The organism is Frankia sp. CcI156, from assembly GCF_001983015.1.
Taxonomy (GTDB): Bacteria; Actinomycetota; Actinomycetes; order Frankiales; family Frankiaceae; genus Frankia; species Frankia casuarinae.
This window is the reverse complement of the sequence record NZ_MOMD01000114.1, coordinates 1-3,381: the sequence shown is the minus strand read 5'-3', so window position 1 is coordinate 3,381 and position 3,381 is coordinate 1. Positions and strand designations below refer to the sequence as shown.

Sequence of the window (3,381 nt, the reverse complement as noted above, 5' to 3'; positions counted from 1 at the left end):
GGCGGCACCGGCTGCAGCAGATCATCCAGCACATAGGTCCGGGTGTTGTCCAGCGGATGCCCGATCGGCAGCGGCCCGGGGACCTCCTCCCCCGGCCGGATGTCGAACACGGTCGCGCACATGGTGATCTCGGTCGGGCCGTACAGGTGCCGCACGACGGTGTCCGGGCACGCGGCCGCGACGCGAGCGACGGCGGTGGCGCTGACCACGTCCCCGCCGGTCAGCAGCTCGGGCAGCCCGGCGAAACAGCCGGGGTCCTCCTCGGCCAGCGCCGCGAGCAGACCGGCGGTCACGTGCACGGCCGTCAGCCCGGCACCGGAGATCAACTCGGCCAGCCCGGCGGCATCCAGYGGTCCCGGCGGGGCGATCACGACCTGGCCGCCCRCCAGCAGCGGCACCCACAGCTCCCATGTCGAGGCGTCGAAGGCGTGCGGGGCGTGGAACAGCACGCGCTGATCAGCCCCGCCGGACCAGTGCCGGTCGGCGGCCAGGGAGACGACCCCGGCGTGCGTCACCGCCACGCCCTTCGGTACGCCCGTCGATCCCGAGGTATACATCACGTACGCTAGGTCGCCGTGGCCTGCCACGACGTACGGCGGCGTCAGCGGCGGCCCGGACAGCACCCAGTCGCCCACCGGCACCACGCCCACGCCCGGCGGCGCGGCGAACCCCGCCGAGGCCACCACCACACCGGTCCCGGCCAGCACCTGCGCCACCCGGGCCGAAGGCCACTCCAGGTCGACCGGCACGTAGGCCGCGCCCGCCCTGAGCACCCCGATGAGCACCGCCACCAGCTCGGCCGAGCGCTCCAGCGCCACGCCGACCAGGTCACCCGGCTGTACGCCCGCCACCGCCAACCTGTGCGCGACCCGGTCCGCGGCCTGCGCCAGCCGCGCGTACGACAGCCGCACATCTCCTGCCGCCACCGCCACCGCGTCCGGGCGGGCGGCCACCTGGGMATCGAACGCCGCGGTGAGCCTGGTGTGGCCGAGGGGTACGCCGGTGTCGTTCCACTCGCCGACGATCCTGGCCCGCTCCGCGTCGTCCAGCACGTCGACCTGGCTGACCCGCAGGTGCGGGTCGKCCGCGACCGCCTCAACCACCCGGACCAGCCGTACGACGAGGTCCTCGGCCGTCCGCCGGTCGAACAGGTCGGCCGAGTAGTGCAGTTCCCCGTCGATGCCCGCCGCCGCGCCCGCCTCATCGCGGTACTCGGCGAGGTCGAAGGACAGGTCGAACTTGGCGGTGGCGGCCTGCGACGGCATCACCTGGGTGTCGAGACCGGCCAGGTGCCACTCCCGCTGCGGGGTGCTCCGGAAGCCGAGCATCACCTGGAACAGCGGGTGGCGGGCCAGGGATCGGGCCGGGTGAAATTCCTCGACCAGCCGCTCGAAGGGCACGTCCTGGTGGGCGAAGGCGGCCAGGTCGCCCTCGCGGACCCGGCCAACGAGTTCGACGAAGGTCGGGTCACCGCCGACATCGGTGCGCAGGACGAGGGTGTTGATGAAGAAACCGATCAGGTCGTCCAGCGCGGCGTTCCCCTGGCCGGCCACTGCCGTGCCCAGCGGGATGTCGCTGCCCGCGCCCAGCTTGGACAGCAACAGCGCTACGGCCGCCTGCACCGCCATGAACAGCGTCGCAGCCTGGCCCCTGGCCACGTCGGCCAGGCGGGCGTGTGTCCGCGCGCCGAGCCGGATGGGCACGGATCCGGCCTGGAAGCCGGGCAGGGCGGGGCGGGGCCGGTCCACCGGCAGGTTCAGCTCGGCGGGCAGGTCGGCCAGCGCCTGCCGCCAGTACGCCAGGTGCGCGTCCGACCGGTCCTCGCCGGCCGCGACCTCGCGCTGCCAGATGGAGTAGTCGGCGTACTGCACGGGCAGCGGCGCCCACGGCGGGGCCTGCCCGTTCCGCCGCGCCGCGTAGGCCGTGGCCAGATCCCGGGCGAACACCCCCATCGACCAGCCGTCCGCGGCGATGTGATGGACGACGAGTGACAGCACGTGGCTGCCGTCGGGCACGGCGAACAGCGTGGCCCGTACCGGCAGGTCGCGGCTCACGTCGAAGCCCCGGGTGGCCTCGGCCGTCAGCCGGCTGGGCAGCTCGTCCTCGTCGGTCGGTACGACCACAGGCGTGGGGCGTGCGGCCTCAGCGGTCAGGATCTGCTGCCGCGGGATGCCGTCGGGGTCGGGGAACACCGTCCGCAGGCTCTCGTGCCGTGTGACCACGTCGCCGAGCGCGGCCCACAGCGCGGTCCGGTCCAGGTCGCCGCGCAGCCGCAGCTGCACCGGGATGTTGTAGAGCGCCTCGCCGTCCTCGAGCCGGTTGAGGAACCACATCCGGGCCTGGCCGAACGACAGCGGCACCGCCTCGGGCCGTTGCACGGGCGCGAGCACCGGCTCGTCGGCCGCCGGGTCGCCGCCGGCCCGCACCAGCGTGGCGACCCCGGCGGGTGTCGGCTCGGCCATCAGCTCGCCGATGGTCAGCGCCGTCCGCAGCAGGTTCCTGATCCGTGCGATCAGCTGCATGGCCAGCAGGGAGTCACCGCCGAGGTCGAAAAAGTCGTCGTCGGCCCCGACCCGCTCCAGGCGCAGCACCTCGGCGAACAGGGTGCACAGCGATTCCTCGACCGAGGTGCGCGGCTCCCGGCCGGTCACCAGGCCGGCGAAGTCGGGGGCGGGCAGGGCGGCACGGTCGACCTTGCCGTTGGCGGTCAGCGGCAGCGCGTCGAGCACGACCACGGCTGAAGGGATCATGTGGTCGGGCAGCAGGCCCGCCACGAAGTCGCGGATCTGGACGGTGTCGAGCGTCTCCCCGTCGGAGGCGACGACATAGGCGACCAACCGTTTCTGCCCCGGCTGGTCCGCGCGCGCGATGACCGCGCCCTGGCTGACGCCCGGGTGCATGACCAGCACCGCCTCCACCTCACCCGGTTCGATCCGAAAACCACGGATCTTGACCTGCGCGTCCGCCCGACCGGCGAACACCAACTGCCCCTCCCCCGTCCACCGCCCCAAATCCCCCGTCCGATACATCCGCTCCCCAGACCCGGAAAACGGACACGCCACAAACCGCTYCCCCGTCAACCCAGGCCGGCCAAAATACCCACGCGCCAACCCCACACCCGCCACATACAACTCACCCGTCACCCCCGGCGGCACCGGCTGCAAAAACCGATCCAACACAAACACCCGGGTGTTATCCATCGGACGGCCAATCGGCACCACCGAGGCAACCTCATCCCCCGGCCGCACCTCAAACACCGTCGCACACACCGTCACCTCCGTCGGCCCATACAACTGCCGCACCACCACCCCCGGACACGCCTCCACCACCCGCACCACCGCCGCCGCACTCACCACATCCCCACCCGTCACCACCTCACGC

Annotated in this window: 1 protein-coding gene and 1 pseudogene; both read right to left on the bottom strand. The window is 72.8% G+C overall.

Features of this window, described 5'->3' with window-relative positions:
* Positions 1-2,981, bottom strand: a 2,981-nt coding sequence (locus CcI156_RS23435; protein WP_254847590.1) for a condensation domain-containing protein, incomplete at its 3' end; no start/stop codon positions are given.
* Between the two features lie 123 nt (positions 2,982-3,104).
* Positions 3,105-3,371: pseudogene (locus CcI156_RS27325) on the bottom strand (AMP-binding protein); the annotation flags it as partial.
* Positions 3,372-3,381 lie beyond the last annotated feature (10 nt).